Origin of the sequence: Enterococcus sp. AZ194 (assembly GCF_051713825.1) — a bacterium.
Classification (GTDB): Bacteria; Bacillota; Bacilli; order Lactobacillales; family Enterococcaceae; genus Enterococcus_K.
Map to the genome: position 1 here is coordinate 3,120,187 of NZ_JBIOQR010000001.1, position 22,046 is coordinate 3,142,232.

Sequence of the window (22,046 nt, forward strand, 5' to 3'; positions counted from 1 at the left end):
AATCTGCTTTACTTCAAGATTCGAAATTAACAACAATTAACAAAGATTAACATTCTCTTCTTGCATTTTACTCTTCTTAGTGGTAAAAATAGGTATGTACGATTTATCCAGTAACAGACTATATAACTAAGGAGTTGAACTCTTTGCTAAAAAAAGAACGTCAAGAAAAGATTTTAGAATTAGTCGCTCACAACGATTTCATGTCTATCCCTGAGATTTCAAAACAATTGGACGTCTCAGATATGACCGTCAGAAGAGATATTACTGAACTAGCCGAAAAAAAAATGCTAGTCAAACTATATGGTGGCGCACAAAAACTTGAACGGATTGACCAAGAACTATCTACCAATGAAAAGATTCACTCAAACGTGAGTGAAAAACAATACATTGGAACTGTAATGAATAGCTTGATTAAAGATAATTCCACTATATATATAAGCGCTGGAACAACGATGCTCTATGCTTTACCTGAAATTAAAAAGGAAAATCTATTTATCGTGACAAATAGCTTACTAGCTTTTAATTATCTGATTTATAACACAACCTACCGAGTACTTTTAACTGGGGGAGAGTTCTCACGACGAACAGAGGAATTTTATGGAGAAAATGCAGAAAAAAGTTTTGAAAATTTGAATATAGATATTGCCTTTGCTGCAACAAATGGCATTTACGAAAACAATGTAACGACAGCAAATTCAGTTGAAGGTGCTATTCAGCGAGTCGCCTTTAAACACGCTCGTTGTAAATGTATTGTCGCGGATAGTTCTAAGTTTAATCGTTCAGATGTCTATACATTTCAACATTTGACTGATAGCGATTACTTAATTACCGACAACAAAGTATCAAATAATACGTTTGAACATTATAGCGAATATGTTCATATTCTTAAGGAGGAGCTTGCTTGATTTTAACAATCACTTTAAATCCTTCGATGGATTACAACTATTTTACAGATGAGCTACAGCTTGGAAAGGTCAACCGCGTGGAAAATCCTGCCGTTTCAATTGGAGGAAAAGGAATTAATGCCGGGCGAGTTGCTGCACTTTCTGGAAGCCCCTTAATACTGACTGGCGTTTTGGGCGGTCCTAACGGGCGAGCGATTCTAAATATCTTAAAAAAAGAGAATCTATATGATTTAGAATTTTCAATGATAGAGGGAAACTCACGTAATGCTGTCACTATCATGCACGATACAGATACACATACTGAATTGGTTGAAAAAGGCCTATACTTATCCAAGGAAGAAGAAAAAAGATTTTACTCTTATTTGTTAAGTTTGTTCACCCACTATTCAATTGATGTCATTTGTATTTCTGGATCCGTCAACTCAGATAATCAAAACTTTTACAGTGATTTAGTCGACTTCATTCGTGATAAGGTTGGACATACCTTCCCGCTACTTCTTGATATATCGGGAAATCAACTTGAGAACGTTTTACTTAACAGAAAGAATAAACCAACTTTCATCAAACCGAATACACACGAATTGAATGAACTATTAAATGAAGAACTGACAACAACAGAAACCCTCATAACCGCTTTGCAAAAAGAGTTATTTGATGGGATTGATATCGTCATGGTTTCTCGCGGCTCAAAAGGTGCCTTAGTCAAATACAAACAAGCCTTCTATGAGGTAACTATCCCTAAAGTTGATGTGGTGAATACGACAGGCTGCGGTGATGCAACGGTTGGGGGAATGGCTCATGCATTAAGAATTGGCTTATCTGTACGAGAAGCAATCAAATATGCAATGGCCTGCGGAATGTCAAATGCCCAATTTGAAACGAACGGGATGATTGATTTAAAAACAGTTCTACAGCTTCAAGAAGACGTGCACATGACTGAGATTATAAATGCTCAATAAATTAGCGACCCTAGGTTGTGACCGAACTTCATAAGTTCGGTCACAACCTTTTTAATCGTTCTTTTACTCTAATAGAATCCCCTCAGTTGGTAGTCAAATGAAAAACAAACAAAGAATGTGGAAATCGAACTTAGTGAAGTCGCTGATCTCACGTTTTCGTTAAAACTTATCTCTATCAAAATTTACCTGTGGATATAATTAGCGAATCCACACAACAAGCTTCAAAACAGTCAGATTTATTGCTATAATACAAACAGAAGATAGAAATGAGGTGAGTGAATGCAATCAGCAGTCTTATTGAAAATCAAAACTTTAGAATCCTCATTTACAACTAGTGAATATGAAATCAGTCGTTTTGTTTTGGATAATCCAGATTTTGTCATCACCAATACGATTACGACATTAGCAAAAAAAATCAACACTTCTGAAGCAAGTATCAATCGCTTCTGTAAGAAGATTGGTTATAAAGGATTCAATAAGTTTAAAATTGCTTTGGCTCAAAGCAACATTCAATTTGACAAAATTAGTAATGAAGAAATCGATGAGTCAAATATTATGGAGTACATCACTGCGGACTACAAAAAAATGCTTGCTAGTACATGTGCTCTTTTAGATACGCAACATATTGATGATGCAGCGTCACTTATCACCTTGTCGAGAAAGATTTTTATAAATTCTGTCTACAATACATCCTTTATCAGTGATGAATTTGCTTTCAAATTGAAGCAAATTGGACTAGATGTTACTAGCCTGAAAGAAAATCTTGAAGCTCAGTTAGCGATTGAAAATATGAATAGTGATTCTCTCTTGATTGCGGTCGTTCCTTCTGTCATCAGCAAGGACTTTATTCCTTTTTTATCGAATATTAAGAAAAAAGATGTCAAAGTCATTCTTATTGCCAGTAATGACAACCCAAAAATTAACGATCTAATCGATATTAAGTTTTTGACTCCTGATCATGTAATGGCTGACAATCCTTTAGTTCTTACAAACAGTGTGATGATTTCTTTAATTTTCGACATGATTTACGCGACCATTTTAAGAGACAACAAAGGCTTACGGCAAAAAAAAATGAGCAGCGATACGATTATTAATTCGTTTCAAGCAGCAGACTCAGCAATTTATGAATGGTAAAAAAACTCTTGCATCAACGACATTTCTGTCTGACGCAAGAGTTTTTTAGTATTCATTTTAAAGTTAGGATTTTTTCAAGCCGAATGTATTCTTCCTCTAACTCTTTCTGCGACAATTCACCAGACTGAATCAAATATTGATAATCGTAATAGTTAGGTAAATGGGGAAGCTGCAAGAATTTTTTTGTGAAGGCATTGGCTGCGATTTCACTCACTCGTTGAATATTCACTTGTCTTTTAACACCAAGAAAGCGCAAACTCACCACTTTATCCGTGCTCTCTGCGATTGTCTTTCCCAATCCAAATTCAACATGGTGAAAAAATTCGTGCGCTAAAATAATTCTAGACATCTCTTCATAGCTTAAACCATTAGCTTTTGCCAAAGGAAGAATAGATTTTTTATACAGATAAACTTGATTATGCCCTTTAGAATCAGTCTCAAATTGCGCACGTAACTTGACCTTAAAAAATTCACCATCATGTTCTTCTGTCTTTATGCTGATTGCATTCATTGCATAAAGCTCTTCAATCGTACTCTCTCGGTAGGTTTCTGCATAACTGCTCCCCGCCTCTAGTCCTTTGTGAATATAATAAGAAACTTTATTTGCAGGTATTTTATCAAAAAACATGTCTTGTTTTAATTCTAAATATGCCAAAAATTCATCTGAAAAATAATCCATTCAATCCCTCACTTACTTATAAGCTATAGCAATAATCTCATCGTTTGAGTCAAGCATCTCTGTCTCTACTTCCATAATCGACAACAACTGTTCCATTGTTTGCATCCCAGTCAAGTCTAACATTTTTTCCTTGTAAAATAAAAACACTTTTGGAATAGTCGCATTTGCATCAGAGTAAATGGTATGTTCATCAATAAACGGTAGGAAAGCCGACTCAGTCTCTTGTTTCGTAAAGTTCAAATCAAACGCTTGGCTCCGTTTAAATCGAACGACACCTTCTCTATCCACAATACACACATTCGTTTGTTTTTTCTTAAAAATAAATTTCTTCACGACTGTTGTCGCTGAAAGTAGATTCCAACGGCCAACTGTTGAAACAAGTTCAATAGTTGATTCCTCTAATCCCATCGCTTCTGCAGTGATTTCTTTCAGTTGTTCTTCGGTCACTTGACTTGCCCCAAGATTTTTCTGGCGAAGCTCTGTTGCACCCGTTGCTACTGCTCGAACAATATTTCTTTGTGAGTCAATCTCAATATTCACTTCAACCGTTGCTTCGTTGGCTCCTGATTGAACAATTCGTTCAATCACCTCTGCACGAATTTTTTTGATATCACTATCACTCGGGTTAGTAATTGATCGTTCGATTTGCTCTCGAACCATCGCAAGTGCTACACCAATTGTTGAGATGTATGGCGCGTTCTTCGCTAGCTTCCATTTAAAATCGAAATGTTCGGCCAAAGCTGGAACGACAATCGCTCCTGAACCACCACCACCAACTAAAGTTAAAAAGTTACGATCCATTTCATACTCATCTATCAGTTCGTCAATAACAGGTTCCAACTTTTGTACCGCTAGGCGGAGCACTTCTTTGGCTGCATCCTCTGCACTCATTCCTAAATAGTCACCTAATACATTCCATGCTAACCGATTTGCTTCCTTGTTTCCTTGTGCATAATCTCCTTCTGGAACATACCCCAATAAGTTCGCTGCCCCAGCAAGTGTGTATGAAAAATCTTTCCCTAAAGCACTTTGAATAACAATATACTCGTTTGGATCTCCTTCTCTTGGTGAAACAAACGTAACCGAAGAATTCTCCAAATTTTCTTTTTCAGTAAATGCTTCATACTCTAACCCAGCAATATGCGCACTTCTTGGTCCGACATCGATAATTTTCTTATCTTTAACGCGGATCATACTGCCTCCCGCAACTGCCAGTGTCCGAACATCTAATGAGCGTAAATACGTCTTATGTCCACCAACTTGTGCGTATTTAATCATCACTTTCCCATTTTTTATAACAGAAATATCGACACTCGTCCCACCGACTTCAAAAAAGATTCCATCGCTGACTTTTTCATACATTAAAGCCCCAGCAACCCCAGCAGCTAACCCTGATAACATCGTTAGAATAGGTCTTTGTCGGACTTCGTTAATGCTCATGACGCCACCGTCACAACGCATAATCATTAAACCTGATTGAATATTCGTATCCAATACAGCGGTTTCAGTCATATCAGCAGTTTGCATCATTTTTGGAATTAAAGAGGCATTCACCACAGCTGTCCGAGTTCGCATTTTCAAGCCATAAAGCTGTGAAATTTCATGTCCACCTGTCGCAAACAAGTTGTTCTTTTTGGCTTCTTCGATAATCGCTAATTCATTGGCTGGATCGTCAACAGAATAAGCTTCACTTGCAACGATTACTTGACACTCTTTATTTACCAGCTCATGAATGCTTCGTTCAATTTCCTCATTCGTTAATTTGGCAGAGTCAATAAATTTATGCTCAGATTGAAGATGCTTGCCTGGTGCCAACTCGATTGCTTCAATATTCGTTTCTTTTTTTGCGGTGCGCGCATCCATCCCTGTGCCCATACCAATAATCCCAACTTTTGCAACATCTCCTTCAAGCAAGGCATTTGTCGCTTGAGTTGTACCATGTGCAATGAAGATGACGTCTTGTGCTAAAATATTATTTTCCTCTAATAAACGATGAACAATCTTAACAATCCCACGTGCTACACCTTCTTCATGGGTTGTTGGAATTTTTAATTTTGCGATTACATCATAGGTTTCGTTATCTATGGCGACTGCATCGGTAAACGTACCGCCTACATCAATACCAATTCTGACTTTTTTTCCCATTCTATTCGTCCCCCTTGAATCCTAGTATAGGAAGAATGAAGATACAACTAAACCAATGAATGTTGATGCGGCGATCCAAATGATTGTTTTCTTCAATACTTCATTTACGTCTGTTTTTGTAAAATCTGAAATCCATACATTATGTGAGTTTGTTGGGTCACATACCGCTTGGACATTACTGTCTAATCGTAAAGCAACCATTGCAGCGATTGGGTTCATTCCACCAGCGACAAGTAGTGAGATAATTCCACTTCCTAATCCCCAAACATTTAATGGACCACGATAAATGGCTAATGGCGACAACAACCCAAATACTAAGACAAACATTAATTGATTGTGAGGAATCATCAATGAGATAGCAGGTTGTAAAATATTTGAGACTTCTGTCGACATTACGGCTGTTAACAACATACCAATCCCAATCATAAGTCCAGCTGCTCCAGCTACATCTTGAATCCCTTCAACAAAAGCACTACTTAATACATGAATTGGATTTCTAGGTGTACTTAACAATAGCGCCACTATGATTCCAATAATAATTGAGGCCACTAAAGGTACTTGAAAAGCAAATACTAATACCACAGGAACAATTGGAGAAATAAGAGCAATACTTCTGACATGCCCGTTTCCGCGATGGTTGTTTGGCATTGCCCAAGCCTTGCGTTTTTTTCCACTAAATTGAATATAGTAGACAACCATAATAATAGATACGATAATCAACGGTAATCCGACCATCCATGAATAAGAAGTGACTTCACTTAGTTTCAAGCCTAATACATCAATATAAACAGCTAATGTTGAAACAGAGAACGTCACACCAATTCCGTTTGCTAACAATAAAATAATGCCACTAACCATTGGTGACAATCCAGCTGAAATCATGATTGGAATAATGATAGTTCCAACTAAGATGACCATACCTAACCCATTACTTGCAGCAAAAATCACTGAACATACAGTTAAAAATGAAAGTGCAATAGGTAATGCTTTATCCCCAGCCATTTCTGCAGCTTTTTTAATAATAGTTTCCGTAACACCGACTTTTGAAAGGACTTTACCAAATAAAGAACCAAATATCAATCCTGATAAAGCAGTAGACATCTTCATAGAGCCCGCTTCTAAGACATCTTTTACAATCGTAAATTGCTCTGGGTTACTCGACATAAACTGAATCCCTGCAATAAATGAGATAACAATAGCCATGACGGGAAGTGCCAAAATTGTTGGTACTTTTCTCGTCATCATTAACCCTACCATCACAACAAAGACCAATAAAATCCCTATTAATTGAATCGTTTCCATCTTTTTTCCTCCTACTTTTCAATAAAGCTTCCTTGTGAAATTAATGTTTCTTGTAATACATCTATATCAATTGATTTAACATCAATTTGTTTTTTTGCAGACATTGCTGCAGCAGTACCGGCTGCTTGACCTAGTGCTGTCATTGTCGGTGTTGTTCGAATAGCTGCTTGCGCTTCAAATGAGGCGGAGACGCATCTACCCGTCACAATTAGATTACTCATTTCATTGGTCACCATTATTTCATAAGGAATTCGATAGTAATTATTAAAAATTGATTTATCAAATTGTTCATGATCAATTTCTTCACTGTTACTGGAATGAACAGATAAAGTTCCTTCCCCTTTTGGATTATGAATGTCTATTGGATACCCAGAATGTGCAATCGTTGACTTGAAGTGTTTGTTTTCCAAAACATCGTCATTCGTCAATGTATACATCCCTTTAATCTGCCTAGTCCCTCGAACCCCAACACTTGGTCCGGTATAGGCTACTTTTGCTTGTTCAAAACCAGGGATAGATGTTGTTAAAAATTCGAACAACTCTTCACACTGTTTTCTCCCAATCATTTCAGCCTTCGTCAATCCCAGTGCTGAAACTCCGCTTTCATTTATGATTCTTGAGGTATTTAAAATAAACTCTCCTGGTACGTTTGTTTCAAAAAATAGAATATCTTCTCGAGGAATATTGATTCTTCCTTCGCTTTTGGCTTTCTTAAACTCATCATCGAAGCCTATAAATGAAAGAATCTCAGTATTCTTCATTACCGCCAAATCTCTATTTAAACGAGGAAACTTCTTAGGGTCTTCTAAAACAATATTTCGTAATTTTTCAGTGTCCACGTTGTAAACTTTAAGATTCATTGTCATTGGTTGCATTGCATTATCAGATTCTCTTCCCAATTGAAAAGGAACATCAGACATAACGGCCAGATCACCATCGCCAGTTGCATCAATGAACACTTTACTTTTGATTTGGCTAAGCCCATCCTTATTCGCAATAAAAATACTACTAATTTGAGAGTCATTTTTTTCAACATCAATTAAGTATGAATGAAAAAGCGTGTCGACATTCGCCTCATTAACCATCTCATCCAAGATAATTTTCAAGCCTTCCGCAGAAAAAGGAGTCACATAAGAAATATAATTTGTTGAGTCTAACACATGGCCTGGCGAGTAATTTCTCGCCACTAAGCGCTCAACCATTTCTTCACCTAATCCCGTAATCACTTGCTTGTCACCTGCAAAAAAAGTCATCATCGGACCCACACCATTTGCAGTTAATGTTCCGCCAAAATAGCCATTTTGGTCAATGATTAATGTCTTAGCTCCATTTCTACCTGCTGCAATTGCACTAAAAACTCCTGACATTCCCCCACCAAGCACTACTACATCATACATTTCCTCTGTTTCCAAATATTGAAACATCTCAAAACTCCTTTCTTGTTGACGCTTACAGTGTAATCATACTATTTTTTCATTTTTTGTCAATAACGTTGAAAAAAATATTCAAGAAAGGTACAATCCTAAGTAGAGGAGGTAAGCTATGACCGATCAATCTAGAACAAAAAACAACGGTATAAACTGCACAATATTAGCATTCACTAAAGATTTAGAGATAGAGTTTTGTAATCTTGGCGCATCAATTAAAAATATTATTTTTTCAAATAAATTCAATAAACCTGAAAGTATTACAATGTTTCCTGAAAATTTTGATTCGTGGATAAACAATCGAACGTTTGCTGGTTCAATTGTCGGGCCTCTTGCTGGACGCTATTCACCTAACGGATACGCGCTCGAAGAGAATCGACCCCCAGTTCATTTCCACGGTGGGACAGATGGTATTGATAAACAGCTATGGGAACAAGAAGTAAGCTACACCGAAGAAAAACAACAGATTTCCTTTTGGTATTCAGAAGGATCACTACAGATACAAGTAGTATATACCTTGTGGAAACGGAATAAATTAACCATGGAAATCTTCGGGACTTCTACTTTATCAACTTTTTTTAATCCAACGAATCATGTTTATTTTAACCTGAATGGTGAGAATCAGTTACCCGTCACAAATCATGAACTGTATATAAACAGCCAAAAAATCTATCTAGAAAATACAGACAGACTCATTCGTTCCATAAAATTATTAGACGAAGAAGATTTTTTGAATTTTTCAAAACCGAAAAGTTTAATAAATCTTGAAGAATATGGTGGCTTAGATACCACCTTTCAATTTGACGATAAACAAGTAGGGAGTCTCTACTCTCCAGAATCCGGCCGGAAAATTTCTATATCTACCACACTTCCAGCCGCAGTTATCTTTACTTTTAATGCACCACAACCTGCCTTCACAAGAAATAACCAACTTTTACCTGCTTTCTCAGGAATAACATTTGAAACGCAATATCCTGCCAATCATTTGGAGTTAGTTGAACTTTCGAAGAAGCGCCCCTACTCCTCAAAGACGACCTATACTTTCTCAATTGTAGATTGAACCTTACCTCGTCTACGATAAATTTCCTCGATTTTCACTATAAGCTTCAAAAAAAGATTCCGGCCGTTTTCCTTATCTAGGAGAATGGCCGGAATCTTTTTTGTATTCAATATTTCATTGTACACATCTTTTTATCGTATCTTTGGTCTCTCTGTGTTAAACAGCTCGAGTTGGGCTCACTTATTTCGCTCCTAAAATCTCTTCTTTTGCGTGCACTAATTCCGTTAAGAAGGAACAATACGGAGTCGGGATATTAAATTGTTGGCCTTTTCTGACGATTGCACCGTTGATATAATCAATTTCTGTCAAACGGTGATTAATAATCAAATCTTGATACATGGACGGGTGATGCAAACCAATTGTCTCACGGTTATAGCAAGAATAGATCTGAGCCATGACTTCATCATGATGTAGCTCAATGTTTTGTGCTTTGGCAACTGCAAAAAACTCAGAAACAATCGCTTCGACAATTTGTTCTGCAACGGATGTTTCACCAAAGTCGGCCATGTTGGCATCCAATATCGTACATAGCCCATTCATTGTCCCATTCACGCAAGCTTTTTTGTAGATAGAAGACAGAATATTTTCTGAATATTTTGCATTGAGTTTCGCCGCATTTAAGACATCAAGTACTGGCCGAGCTGCACTTTCTCCTTCTGTCCCTAAGCTTTGTAAGTCAATCGATCCGTTGCCAAATAATTTGGCCTTACCAGGTCCTTCCAAACCTGCTGTCCACATCGTATTTCCCAACAAAACATTCTCTAACGGTACATACTTTTTGATAATATCCTCATGCCCAATCCCATTTAATAAACACAATACTTTCGTTTCTTTATGAACTAAAGGCTTGATTGCCTGAAGCATTCCTTCCAGCTGCATAACCTTAGTAAATAGAATCACCAGCTCAGCAGAAAAATCAACTTTGCTAACTTCTTCTTGATGATAAATTGGCATTTTTGCAGAAATCTCTTCACCGTTAAAGTTGGCTCTTAATCCATCTTTACGAATGGCGTCAATGTGTGCCTGCCAACCGTCCACTAATAAGACATCATTTTGTGCTTGATGAAGCATTAGAGCAAAGCGACTTCCCATAGCACCGACACCTGCAATAATAATTTTCATTTGTTTCACTCCTCAATTTTTTATAGATAGTGAAAAATTACACGATTAAAATCAGTTAATAGCCTCAGAAAACTAGCCATATATTCGGACAAAAAAACAAGGTGTATGATAGAATGACTGTGTACAGATAAGGAATTTATTCACAAAATGTAACCGGTTTATAATCCAGATTGAAAGGTGAGTATTATGAACATTCAACACTTAAAATATTTTATTGAAGTCGTCAACACACACAATCTTTCCGCTGCAGCTCGAAACCTATTTGTTACTCAACCGACACTTTCACTGGCCATCAAAAAATTAGAAGGTGAGTTACATACAACACTTTTTACGCATGTGAAACAACCTTATCAATTAACAAATACCGGGCTACATTTGTATGAGCAAGGTGTCCCACTCGTTCAACAATTTGACCAATTAGTTGCCGACATCCATGCAATGAGTGACCGAACCAGTCCTGCAAAAGTAAAAATACGTCTCGGAATTACGACTCTTTTTGCCGTTCAGTTTATGAACGAAATCACTCATTTTTTGAGTACTCATCCGCATGTTGACTTGATTATCAAACAAGACGGTTCGCCCTATCTCCAAAAAATGCTTCATCAAAAAGAACTAGATATTGGTCTGGTCTCTTATCCAAATCTCTATCCGGAATCCCTTTCGTTCGAGGCGCTTGAAACCACTACTCGTGGGTACCATGTTCATGTTGTTTTACCAGAGTCTAACCCGTTAGCTAATCGTACGGAGCTAACCTTCCGGGAATTAAAAGAACAGCGGTTTTCTTCTCTGACAAAAAACTTCATGCTTGGTAGACTACTCCTCGAGCGCTCCAGTGAATGCGGGTATGAACCAAATATTGTTTTGCATAATGATGATTTGCAAGTGCTTTTACACAGCTTGAATGGAAATGACTCCATCTGTATCCTACCCATTGAATATCGCGAAGTCGGTAAAAGTGACCATCTCAAATGGGTTCCTTTAAAAGACAAATATGATTATTTTCCAATTGGTATCGCACTCAGAGATGACTACCATATGACACGAGATATTAAAGATTTTATTGACATCATTAAGAATAACTAGTTGCCTAAGTTTATCTGTTTATCCTTGATAAGCAAAAACAATCTTACTGTCATATAATTTTAAAACTTTTTCAAATAACAGTTTAGCCACTAAGCCTGCCGCAATTGGAATCGCAAACCAAGATAACAATAACAAAGCAATATTCAACCCCGCATCAAGAGAGGCAAGAGGACCGACCAGACCGACCAAACCAAAGCCCGCTGATTGTGGTGTCCCAGAGATATTAAATAATGCTACCGGAATGGCTGAAATAATCGCCGTGAACAAACAAGGTAACAAAATGATGGGATACTTGAATAAGTTAGGCATCATCATTTTCATCCCTCCCAATGCAACAGCAATTGTTACACCGGATTGATTGACTTTCCATGAATGAATGACCAAAACAATTGTTGTTGCTGCAATGCCCATCGCCGCAGCTCCTGCTGAAACCCCATCAAGCTGAATAGCTAGACCGATTCCCACAGTCGTAATTGGCGAAATAATTAATGTTGCAAACGAACAAGCAATCAAAATACTCATAATAATTGGTTGAAAATTCGTAAAGTTGTTAATCATGTTTCCTATTGCCACAGTAATCTGCGTCACATATGGATACAATAGCATCCCAATAAAACCTGCACCAACACCCACGACAATCGGCATCGCTATAATTTCAACAGAACCAAATTTATCTTTAATGAAACGAATCATTAAAACAGCGATTGCCGCCGTAATCATGATATTGATAATATCTCCGGTACCTGCAGCGATAAATCCGCCTGCATCGGCATTGTATTTAATCACACCGGAACCGGCAAATGCGGCTCCACCAACAATCATCATTCTGGCAGGTGTAAAATCAAATTGTTTTCCGATAAGTGCGGCAATAATTAAAGGCGTGGCTACTTGGAAAATGAGTCCTGCATTAATAATCATCTGAACAAATGTATTCTCAGAAAAATATTTCAGAATTGCCCCTAAAACGGCATTCGGAATCAATGCGATAATAGTCCCCTGCGCAGTTCCTGCTAATAATTTATTGAAGAAAATCTTTGGTGTCATCTTTGTTTGAGTGGCATCGTTTGTCATAATAGATTCTCCTTTTCATATTTCGTGTGAGATAAGGAACTCCCCCTACTCACCTCAGTGAATTTATCCCTCTTTTTTAAGCCCTCTTTCCACTTAAAACAAATCCTTTTCTGATAACTTGTTTCTCTTTGATAAAAAATGATTCGACGACTACGACTAGTCAAGAAGCATCCGAAAGTCACGCTTCATAGATGGAAAACCGTACGCTTTCGGATGTTCTCTCTGTCTATTTACCTTCGAAGATCATTTTTAATAAATATCTGACTCATTTGAAAAACGTGCCAAATTCGTTTTTATATCATTTAGGAACTTGCCTCCTTGTTGGCCATCCAAAATTCGATGATCAATTGATAAGCATAAGTTAATCATATCTGCCACTTTCATTCCCCCGTCAGCGGTTGGAACCACTCGTTTATTAATTGATTCAACTTGTAAGATAGCCGCTTGCGGATAATTGATAATACCCATGGACTGAACGGAACCCAAACTTCCTGTATTATTGATTGTGAAGGTTCCACCTTGCATGTCTGTACTAGCTAAAGCACCTGTCCGAACCTCAGTAGCTAGACGCTGAATTTCTTTTGCCAAGCCTGCTAAAGAGTAAGTATCCGCTTGATGAATCACTGGCACATAAAGATGATCCTCAGTAGTGACCGCAATCGATAAGTTGATATCCTTGTGGTACACGATCATCCCATCCTGCCAAGAGGTGTTAATTTTTGGATTTTTCTTCAGCGCTTGAACGACCGCTTTGGCAAAAAATGGGAAGAAACTTAGCGAGATTCCTTCTTGTTCTTTAAATTCTCCTTTAAGCTTATTTCTTAGAGAAACAATGTTCGAAACATCAGCCTCTACCATCATCCAAGCATGAGGAATCTCTGTTGCACTTTGAACCATTTTTTTTGCAATCGCTTTGCGTATGCCGTCTGCTGGGACCCGCGTATCTGTCTCTCTTGTATCCGTTGAAACATGCGTTGGCGCAGGAGTCGATACAGGTGTATGCGAAACCGGCTCTGGTTGAACAGGCGTTGTTGGTTGGCCTGTTGTTTTTACAGCTGTGCCTGGTGTGAAATTCAAGACATCTTTACGCGTAATTCGACCCGCATTCCCGGTGCCTGTTACTTCAGCCAAATCAACTCCTTTTTCCTGTGCCAGTTTTAAAACGGCTGGTGAATAACGACTGGCATTCTCGCCTTGTTTGATTGGTTTAGCGGCTTGTGCAATAGTAACAGGTCCACTCGTTTCTTTTGAGGTGGAGGCCTCAGCTGCAGATGTAGGCAATTGACCAGCTGATTGAGCTTGTGCGGCATCTGTCTCCACAGCACCTTCATCTGCTTTCCCTTCAATTTCTAGTGTCATAACAACTGTTCCAATTGGTACATCCGTATCCAAATCAATCAATAATTCTTTGACTGTTCCGTCAAAATCTGAGGGAACTTCTGTTGTCACTTTATCTGAAACTACCTCCATCAGTGGACTGTAACGTTTGACTTTATCGCCTGGTTGCACTAACCACTGAGATACGGCAGCTTCTGTCACACTTTCACCTAAGTTAGGCATTTGGACTTCTTTTATTGCCATCGTCTGTTCCTCCTCGTTAAAAATTTAATAGGCTGCTAATTCTCTCATCGCAGTTGTTACCTGTTCTTCATTGACCAAAAATGCTCTTTCTAGTGGTAACGCATAGGCCATACTAGGCGCATTGGGTCCACCAAGCCTTTGAATCGGTGCATCTAAATCGAACAGTGCATCTTCTGCAATCATCGCAGCGATTTCCCCAATAATACTTCCTTCTTTATTGTCTTCTGTGAGTAGTAACACCTTCCCAGTTTTTTTAGCTGCATTAACTAAAGTTTCTCTATCTAGTGGGTACAAGGAGCGAACATCCACAACCTCTGCTTCAACCCCTTCTTTGGCAAGCTTTTCTGCTGCAGATAGTGCATATTGTAATACCATGCCATAGCCAATCACCGTAATATCGGATCCTTCACGAACAACATTAGCTTTATCAATTGGCACAATATAGTCATCTGTTGGTACCTCTGCTTTTAACAAACGATAGAGTCGTTTATGTTCGTAAAAGAGCACAGGATCGTCTGATCGAATCGCTGCTTTAATCATGCCTTTTGCGTCATAAGGATTTGACGGTGTCACCACGCGTAGTCCGGGTTGTCCAAAGAAAACCTTTTCCGTCGATTGTGAATGATAAAGACCACCACGAACACCACCACCATACGGAGTTCTATAAACAATCGGTGCCGTCCAATCCCCTTGCGTTCGATAGCGCATGGTTCTAGCTTCAGATAAAATTTGGTTTGTCGCAGGTAAGATGTAATCAGCAAATTGAAACTCCCCAATCGCCCGATAACCTCTCAAGCCCAATCCGGTTGTTAACCCTGCAATCAACCCTTCAGTTAAAGGTGTATTAAAACAGCGGTCATCACCAAATTTTGCTGCTAGACCTTTTGTGACACCAAACACACCACCTTTTTCGCCACCTACGTCTTCTCCAAAAATAACAACCTTTTCATCACGTGCCATCTCTTCTGAAATCCCTAAATTTATTGCCTCTAAATATGTCATCTCAGCCATTTTATTCATTCCTTTCTGTCTATTATTCTGCGTAGACTTGTTCTAATAGTGAAGCTGCATCAGGATCTGGCATAGCTTCTGCTTCATCAGTCGCCATATCTACTTCTGTTTGAATTTCTTGATCCATTTTTTTTATTTCTTCGCGAGTAAGGTACCCTTCATCAATTAATTGTTTTTCAAAAACACCTAGCGCATCATTCTTTTTCATTTCTTCAATTTCTTCTTTTGAACGGTAGACGTTTTGATCGTCATCAGCGGAATGAGAGGTTAAACGTGCGACCATCAACTCAATTAATTTAGGGCCATTTCCATTGCGGACATCTTCAACAGCCTGCTTAAAAGTTAAATAAACCTCAGTAAAATCATTCCCATCTACCGTAATCCCTTCAAACCCGTATCCATGTGCACGATCTGACATTTTTTCGTTAGCATATTGTTCTTTAGCTGGTACCGAAATTGCATAATCATTGTTTTCTACCACAAAGATAATCGGTAATTTTTTAACACCCGCAAAGTTCATCGCTTCTTGAACTTCACCCTGATTAGCTGAACCTTCACCTGTTGTAGTAAGAGCAATAAAATCAGCTTTCTCCAATTTAGCGGAATAAGCGACCCCTGTGGCTAACGGCATCTGCGTACTAACTGTCGAAGAAAAAGAAACAATATTATGAGCTTTTGAACCATAGTGATTAGGCATTTGACGACCATGAGAGGATGGATCTGCCTCTTTCCCAAAAGAACCTAAGAGAATATCTTTTGACGTCATTCCCCAAACCAAACAAGCAGTCATATCTCTGTAGTAAGGTAAAAAATAATCCTTTTTTGGATCAAATGCCATTGCCATTGCTACTTGAGCAACTTCTGCCCCTTGACCAGAAATATTAAATGAGGTCTTCCCGATCCGTGTCAGCTGCCACAAACGTTCATCAAGTCTGCGTCCTCTTAATACTTCACGATAAGCTTGAATCACTTCTTCTTTGCTTAATCCTGATTTTTTTAATGTTTTCATAGTTACCAACCTTTCTATTATTTGTGAATTGCTTTACCATATGTGTCTAACGCTGCTTCTTGGACTGCTTCTGTTAATGTTGGATGAGGATGAATCGCTGCGCCAATTTCTAAAGGTGTTGCATCCATAGAAATCGCCGTACTTGCTTCAGTAATCAAATCCGTTGCATGGGGACCAATAATTGTGACACCTAACAAGTCATCCGCTTCAAGATCACGAATCACTTCAACAAACCCTTCACTTTCTCCATAGACGAGAGACTTTCCATTTCCTGAAAAATTAAAGGTACCAATCTTGACCCGTTTATCTTTTGGCACGTTCTCTCTAACATAACCAACGCTCGCGATTTCAGGACTTGTATACACACCTCTAGGGACATTAGTGTAATTTAACGGCTGCACGTCTTCATTTAGCAAATGCGCCACCGCTAATTCGCCTTCCTTCATCGCTACATGAGCTAGCTGCAAGGTATCAATACAATCACCAATCGCATAAATATGCCCTTCACTCGTTTGATAAAACTCATTGACTTCAATCCCTTTTTTTGTATACTTGACTGAGGTATTTTGTAAGCCAAAGCCTTCAACATTTGGTGAGCGACCAATCGCTACCATGACTTTATCAACAGACACGGGTTCTTTCCCTTCAATTGTGACAACCATTTTCCCATCAACTAACTCTGCTGCCTCCACTTTGCTCTTCAATAAAATCGTGATCCCTTTTTTTTCAAACACTTTTTTTAACTCACGCGATACATAAGCGCTCTCATTTATCAATAGACGATCCAAAAATTCAACAATCGTGACCTTCACTCCTAAGCTGTTAAGTAACGAAGCCCATTCAACACCAATCACACCGCCACCCACAATCACAATTGATTCTGGCAACTCTTCAAGTTCTAACATCCCATCTGAAGACAAAATAGTTTGTTCATCCAACGGTAAATTAGGTAAGGTTCTCGGACTAGAGCCTGTCGCAATAATGACCTTTTTAGGTACAATAATTTCATCCTCACGGCTTTTGTCATTAAATGTTACGGCCACCGTCCCAGAAACTGGAGAAAAAATTGATGGCCCTAAGACGGCACCTTCTCCTTCTAACACGGTAATCTTATTCTTTTTACACAACCCTTCAACTCCTTTGTGCAATTGATTGACAACCGCTTGTTTACGTTCTTGAATTTTTTTGAAATTTACAACCGCTTGGCTCTTTTGTTCAATCCCAAATTTTTCAGCGGCTTTCATCGTATCAAAGACTTCTGCACTTCTTAGTAAGGCTTTTGTGGGAATACATCCTTTGTGTAAACAAGTCCCACCTAGCTTATATTTTTCTACGATAGTTACATTTAGCCCACCTTGTGCAGCTCTAATTGCTGCCACATAACCACCTGTTCCACCACCTAAAATAAGTAAATCAGTTTGTTCTGCCAACGTCCTTCACTCCTTACGTGATTACTTTATTGCTTATCTCTGTTCAAGAATGATATTCTTTTACAGGCTCTTCTCCGTTTAATACACGGTACGCACCTTCATATAACGCCTCCATCTCCATTTCACCTGGAAACAATTTGATTGGGGCAATCCAACGAACATACTGACTAATCTCGTTTGTGACAAATTCCGAATACACAATCCCCCCTGTCAAAATAATCGCATCCACCTGACCTTTTAGCACTGCCGCAAGCTCTGCAATACTTTTTCCAACCTGATAACACATCCCTTTCAAATAATAGGCCGCGTCTTTTTCTCCCCCATTCATCCTTTTCTCGATTAACCGGATATCCGTCTCTCCAAGATATGACTTGAGACCTGCATTGCCGGCAATCAACTTTTTAACCTCGTCTAACGATAAGTGTTCTTGAATTACTCGGTCTGAAAAATCGACAAGCGGAAGTCCACCACTTCGTTCTGGTGTATAAGCCCCTTCTCCATCAAGTCCATTAATCACGTCAACCATCTTCCCCCTCAAATGCGCACCGACACTAATCCCACCACCGAGATGAGCCACGATAACTGTGCTCGTTTCATAAGTTTTTCCTAAATCTTTAGTGATTTTTCTAGCTACTGCTTTTTGGTTTAGTGCGTGGCTAACACTTCTTCTTTTAATTCCCTTTAGTCCTGAGATTCGAGCAAGAGGCTGCATTTCATCAACTACTACAGGGTCAACAATATAGGCCGGTATCCCCAAACTCTTGGCAAATTCATTCGCCAAAATTGCCCCCAAATTCGAAGCATGTGTATTATATTTTTCTTCACGTAGATCAGTTAACATCTCTTCATTAATCTGATAGGTCCCACCTGAGATTGGTTTTAACAAACCGCCACGACCAACCACAGCAACTAATTTGTCCTTCAAATTTTGTTTCTCAACAAACGATAAAACAATTTTATAGCGAAACTCTGTTTGATCAATAATGCTTTTAAACTGGGAAATTTCCTCCACACGATGCCGAATGGTTTCTTCAGCTATCAACTGATGATCCGCAAAAATTGCCACTTTTGTGGATGTCGAACCAGGATTAATCACTAAAATAGCTTCCATATTCTCTCTCCTCTTTTCACAAAATTAACCAACGCTTCTCCTCTATAACTGCTTCATTGCAAATTCTAATGAATGAAGCTTACTTTGTGTCGAATCGCTTCTTGAAGTCAACACCACTGGTACCTTTGCGCCAACAATTGTTCCACCAACCTTGGCCCCAGCAAAAATGGTCAAAGCTTTATACAGTGCATTTCCTGTATCAATCGTCGGTACCACCAAGACGTCAGCATCACCCATAATCGGTCCTTCGTAACGTTTATGAGCCACCGCTTCTTTGGATAGAGCCAAATCAAACGAGAGTGGGCCAAAAACCAGTCCATCATCGATATCTTGAAAATGTTCTGCTGTTTCTTTTGCCAAAACAGATGAAGGCATTTTTGGATTAAAATTTTCTGCCGCACTTAACAAAGCAATCTTTGGTAAGACAAGACCAATTTTATGTGCGACTTCTTTGGCATTTTCGACAATTGCCAAGATTGTTTCCTTTGTTGGCGTGATATTCATCGCACAATCTGTGAGTAAAAATGATTGTTTGCTAGATGGAAGCTCCACCATCGCCACATGAGACAAAACTTTTTTGGTCTTTAGACCATAGCGCTCATTCACTAACTCTTTTAATAGGGTATGTGTTTGGATAATTCCTTTCAGCAAAATCTGTGCTGAACCCTCTGCTACATATGAAACAGCTTTTTCTGCAACCTCAACATCGCTTTGACATAAATAGTAGGTCCACAAAGAATCATCTCCAATATTCTCCACCGTATCAAACACGACAAACGCCAGTTGCTCTACATATCTTTCTCTTGCTTGTTTCACCAACTCTAAAATTTCCGGCCGAGACCCACCGGCAATAGAAACAGTAATCATGCTTTCACCTCATTTATTCTTCTTGTTATCTTTACTGTACACCATCACCAACTCATATGAAAGCGTATACAATTTGTCTTTTTTTATACTACTATAAATTCCATTAATACCCCTCAGAAAGCCCGTCTTTACAAGGCTTCTAAAATCTTATCTGGACATTTCTACCGCTCTTGTGAAAAAGACTAAATTTTCAGAAAATTCATCCTTCACCAATTAAGCGAACGTACGAAAAGGTTTCTACTGAATTTTTTCACAGTTTACTATTTTACAGAGGTAGTGAATTGTGCCAATTCACATTATCGCCTCACGCTTATTATCCCTGCTAGTGCTATTTGTAGGAAGAGGCTGGGACAGGAGTGTTTAACTCCGAGAACAGGGTAGGTACTGTGCAACATCAACTCATACTTCGTTGTGTTTTACAGCACCGAGTAGGTACTGTGCAACATCAACTCATACTTCGTTGTGTTTTACAGCAATAAGAGGGAATTCACGGAAATGACAAGAAACACGAAAGACTTTCTTTCGATGTTGATTGATTCCTACGTGGTGTTCTTCAAATTTTTGTGACTAGGTAGGTACTGTTCTACATCTATTTACTTTGTAAATAGTGTTTCACAGCAATTTCAGCTTATTTTTCGAACCTTCAACTCTAGCATGTCTCATGCGTAGAAGTTGTTGAGAGCGGAACGCAGTCCATCAGTTCTAAAGGTGTTGCACCTTTAGAAATTGATGGGGCGGAGTGAAGATGGAGTTGCTTCTGTGCCCACCGTTTATTCGGGAAATAGGAGCATGGGCATAACTTTTTGAGTTATGTCCCAACCTCCAGTATCGCACTACGTCTACCATTCTACTAGTAGCCTGAATAAGTAGAACTGGCATAAATGGTCTTGAAAAAGTGGGACTGACAGCTAAGGCTAGTTATAAGGTGACAAAATGTACCATTTTGTACTATCGCCTCACGCCTATCATCCCACTAAATGGTCTTGAAAAAGTGGGACTGACAAAAAAAAGAGACCCAAAAGTCCGCAGACTTTTGAGCCATATATACTGAATATTGATTGTTAAGAATGCCGAGGCAACCTCCTTGTTTCAGACAGGTCTCTCTTGCCTTGACGGATGATTTACTTTCCTAATAAGTCTTAATAATCAAACTGACGATAATAACGACGAATATCTAATGGGTGACAGTTTAGTTTCTCCACATGCGCGTCGATTCTTTGTGTGACACAGTGCATAAGTAAATGTGACAACACACGGCCACGGTATTTTTCGCTAATTCCTTCAACAGGATAATCCTTTGTATCAATAAAAGTAGCATTTCCACAGATGCGTGGTAATAGATTTTGAACGCGTTCTGATAATGGACGCTGCTCATCTTCTCCTAGAAAGACCGTTACTGGGGTTGTTTCATCAACAATTTCTAATGTACCATGTAAGAATTCAGCCGCATGAATAGATTTTGAACGTAACCAGCTCTGTTCTTCCCAGTAACACATTGCATAAGAGTAGACAGCGCCCCATTGATTCCCTGCACCGATAAAATAATGCATGGCATCATGACGATGTTTTTGCGCAAATTCTAGACCAAATGCATCCGCTTTTTTCTCAGCTTCTACCAAACCTTTAGCTAAATGCTGCTCTAACTCAGCATAATACGCTGCGTAATCATCAAAGTCACCATTTTTATTCATCAAACGATCCGCTGCCATAAAGAATTTAATCTGCTCTGTCCCTGGTGCTGGATAAGTCACCACGTACTCACAAGCATTGGCAAGCGCACTGTTTTCTTGGTCGACAAAACCTAATAAAGTTGCACCAATTTTTTTAATTTCATTTACTGCTTGGACTACTTCTTGAGTCGTTCCAGTAACCGAAGACAAAATCACTAATGAGTTCTTCGTTAAACGACGGTTGCCGGTTGTATAATATTCCGCAGCATGCTGAACATAGACGGGTAAATCACTTTTACCGTTCATATAAGTGACTGCCTGCATAGCCGAAGCATACGTCCCACCGATACCCAAATAAAAAATATTATCAAAACCTTTTTCCCAAACAGTATCAATGATTGTTTCTACCTCTGAACGAAGAGCAAGTGCTCCTTGAATATTGTCAATTTGTTGTTGTTCGTTGAATTTTAACATTATTTT

General features: G+C 38.7%; 18 protein-coding genes. 5 read left to right on the forward strand and 13 right to left on the reverse strand.

All coding sequences use genetic code 11. The features are described from left to right. Positions 1 to 143: 143 nt before the first annotated feature. The 3 genes from IGI37_RS14620 (at position 144) to IGI37_RS14630 (ending at position 2,998) form a co-directional block, all read left to right on the forward strand. Positions 144 to 905, forward strand: a complete 762-nt coding sequence (locus IGI37_RS14620) for a DeoR/GlpR family DNA-binding transcription regulator (RefSeq protein WP_438762799.1) — start codon at positions 144 to 146, stop codon at positions 903 to 905. Continuing rightward, positions 902 to 1,864, forward strand: coding sequence for a 1-phosphofructokinase family hexose kinase (locus IGI37_RS14625; RefSeq protein WP_438762800.1), 963 nt, complete (start codon positions 902 to 904; stop codon positions 1,862 to 1,864). The genes IGI37_RS14620 and IGI37_RS14625 overlap by 4 nt, the downstream gene beginning before the upstream one ends. Before the next feature lie 279 nt (positions 1,865 to 2,143). Then, positions 2,144 to 2,998 carry a MurR/RpiR family transcriptional regulator gene (locus tag IGI37_RS14630; RefSeq protein WP_438762801.1) on the forward strand — a complete coding sequence of 285 codons (855 nt, stop codon included), beginning with the start codon at positions 2,144 to 2,146 and terminating at the stop codon, positions 2,996 to 2,998. A 52-nt stretch (positions 2,999 to 3,050) separates the two neighbouring features. On the opposite strand, the gene IGI37_RS14635 is transcribed toward IGI37_RS14630, so the two are convergent. From IGI37_RS14635 to IGI37_RS14650, 4 genes are read right to left on the reverse strand one after another with little or no spacing between them, the layout of a single operon-like run. Next, a complete protein-coding gene (locus IGI37_RS14635; RefSeq protein WP_438762802.1) occupies positions 3,051 to 3,677 on the reverse strand; it encodes a hypothetical protein in 627 nt (208 codons plus the stop codon). 12 nt (positions 3,678 to 3,689) lie between these two features. Continuing rightward, positions 3,690 to 5,822 carry a hydantoinase/oxoprolinase family protein gene (locus IGI37_RS14640; RefSeq protein ID WP_438762803.1) on the reverse strand — a complete coding sequence of 711 codons (2,133 nt, stop codon included), beginning with the start codon at positions 5,820 to 5,822 and terminating at the stop codon, positions 3,690 to 3,692. A 21-nt stretch (positions 5,823 to 5,843) separates the two neighbouring features. Continuing rightward, a complete protein-coding gene (locus tag IGI37_RS14645; protein ID WP_438762804.1) occupies positions 5,844 to 7,124 on the reverse strand; it encodes a citrate transporter in 1,281 nt (426 codons plus the stop codon). An 11-nt stretch (positions 7,125 to 7,135) separates the two neighbouring features. Then, positions 7,136 to 8,548 carry an FAD-dependent oxidoreductase gene (locus IGI37_RS14650; protein ID WP_438762805.1) on the reverse strand — a complete coding sequence of 471 codons (1,413 nt, stop codon included), beginning with the start codon at positions 8,546 to 8,548 and terminating at the stop codon, positions 7,136 to 7,138. 118 nt (positions 8,549 to 8,666) lie between these two features. Between IGI37_RS14650 and IGI37_RS14655 the strand changes: the two genes are divergently transcribed. Beyond that, on the forward strand, positions 8,667 to 9,611 hold the full coding sequence (locus IGI37_RS14655) for a hypothetical protein (RefSeq protein ID WP_438762806.1): 945 nt from the start codon (positions 8,667 to 8,669) through the stop codon (positions 9,609 to 9,611). Between the two features lie 180 nt (positions 9,612 to 9,791). Here the strand turns inward: IGI37_RS14655 and IGI37_RS14660 are convergent, their stop codons facing one another. Continuing rightward, positions 9,792 to 10,733, reverse strand: coding sequence for a 2-dehydropantoate 2-reductase (locus IGI37_RS14660; RefSeq protein ID WP_438762807.1), 942 nt, complete (start codon positions 10,731 to 10,733; stop codon positions 9,792 to 9,794). A 186-nt stretch (positions 10,734 to 10,919) separates the two neighbouring features. Here IGI37_RS14660 and IGI37_RS14665 point away from each other — a divergent pair, with 186 nt between their 5' ends. Then, positions 10,920 to 11,816 (forward strand): LysR family transcriptional regulator, encoded by an 897-nt coding sequence (locus tag IGI37_RS14665; protein WP_438762808.1) that lies wholly within the window; start codon positions 10,920 to 10,922, stop codon positions 11,814 to 11,816. Positions 11,817 to 11,834: 18 nt separating this feature from the next. Here the strand turns inward: IGI37_RS14665 and IGI37_RS14670 are convergent, their stop codons facing one another. The 8 genes from IGI37_RS14670 to IGI37_RS14705 form a co-directional block, all read right to left on the reverse strand. Continuing rightward, positions 11,835 to 12,887, reverse strand: coding sequence for a PTS sugar transporter subunit IIC (locus tag IGI37_RS14670; RefSeq protein ID WP_438762809.1), 1,053 nt, complete (start codon positions 12,885 to 12,887; stop codon positions 11,835 to 11,837). 249 nt (positions 12,888 to 13,136) lie between these two features. After that, positions 13,137 to 14,468: a dihydrolipoamide acetyltransferase family protein gene (locus tag IGI37_RS14675; RefSeq protein WP_438762810.1), complete on the reverse strand. Its 1,332-nt coding sequence runs from the start codon at positions 14,466 to 14,468 to the stop codon at positions 13,137 to 13,139. A gap of 24 nt (positions 14,469 to 14,492) precedes the next feature. Continuing rightward, the gene (locus tag IGI37_RS14680; RefSeq protein ID WP_438762811.1) at positions 14,493 to 15,479 is read right to left on the reverse strand and encodes an alpha-ketoacid dehydrogenase subunit beta; all 987 of its coding nucleotides are present in this window, start codon (positions 15,477 to 15,479) and stop codon (positions 14,493 to 14,495) included. A gap of 22 nt (positions 15,480 to 15,501) precedes the next feature. After that, complete coding sequence (locus tag IGI37_RS14685; RefSeq protein WP_438762812.1) at positions 15,502 to 16,488, reverse strand: thiamine pyrophosphate-dependent dehydrogenase E1 component subunit alpha; 987 nt, start codon at positions 16,486 to 16,488, stop codon at positions 15,502 to 15,504. 17 nt (positions 16,489 to 16,505) lie between these two features. Next, entirely contained in the window at positions 16,506 to 17,918 is a 1,413-nt protein-coding gene (gene lpdA / locus IGI37_RS14690; RefSeq protein ID WP_438762813.1) for a dihydrolipoyl dehydrogenase, read from the reverse strand. A gap of 43 nt (positions 17,919 to 17,961) precedes the next feature. Further along, complete coding sequence (buk, locus tag IGI37_RS14695; RefSeq protein ID WP_438762814.1) at positions 17,962 to 19,029, reverse strand: butyrate kinase; 1,068 nt, start codon at positions 19,027 to 19,029, stop codon at positions 17,962 to 17,964. Positions 19,030 to 19,071: 42 nt separating this feature from the next. Next, positions 19,072 to 19,896: a phosphate acyltransferase gene (locus IGI37_RS14700; protein ID WP_438762815.1), complete on the reverse strand. Its 825-nt coding sequence runs from the start codon at positions 19,894 to 19,896 to the stop codon at positions 19,072 to 19,074. A gap of 1,139 nt (positions 19,897 to 21,035) precedes the next feature. Further along, positions 21,036 to 22,040 carry an SIS domain-containing protein gene (locus IGI37_RS14705; RefSeq protein WP_438762816.1) on the reverse strand — a complete coding sequence of 335 codons (1,005 nt, stop codon included), beginning with the start codon at positions 22,038 to 22,040 and terminating at the stop codon, positions 21,036 to 21,038. Positions 22,041 to 22,046: the final 6 nt, after the last annotated feature.